This window comes from Paenibacillus xylanexedens (assembly GCF_007676705.1).
Classification (GTDB): Bacteria; Bacillota; Bacilli; order Paenibacillales; family Paenibacillaceae; genus Paenibacillus; species Paenibacillus xylanexedens_C.
Map to the genome: position 1 here is coordinate 1 of NZ_VEBF01000066.1, position 358 is coordinate 358.

Consider the following 358-nt stretch of genomic DNA (forward strand, 5'->3'; position numbering starts at 1 on the left):
CCCCTTCAAAACCCCCCAAACCCCCCTTCTCTCCTCCAATCTCACCCCATCCCACATACCCCTCTTTTCCCATCAATCCATACACTTTATCCACAAATTCAACCCATTCCCCACTCCCGTATCCAATACCCACCTTAATCATCACCTCTCCCACTCCCATCCTCCCAACCCCAACTCCCCCTTCACCTTCCTCATTCACTCTCTTTTCCTCAAAATCATAACCTCTTCCATCCATCACATTCTCCAACAACCTCCCCCACATCCCACTCCTTTCCCCCACTTCATCCCATCCCACATCATGATTCCTTTCATCCTAAAATTTCCACACATTGATCGCTCACACATTACATACACCCCA

General features: G+C 48.9%; 1 protein-coding gene. It reads right to left on the bottom strand.

The features are described 5' to 3' along the window. Positions 1-247: hypothetical protein (locus FS628_RS30205; protein ID WP_145326654.1), on the bottom strand; the 247-nt coding region annotated here is incomplete at its 3' end. Positions 248-358 lie beyond the last annotated feature (111 nt).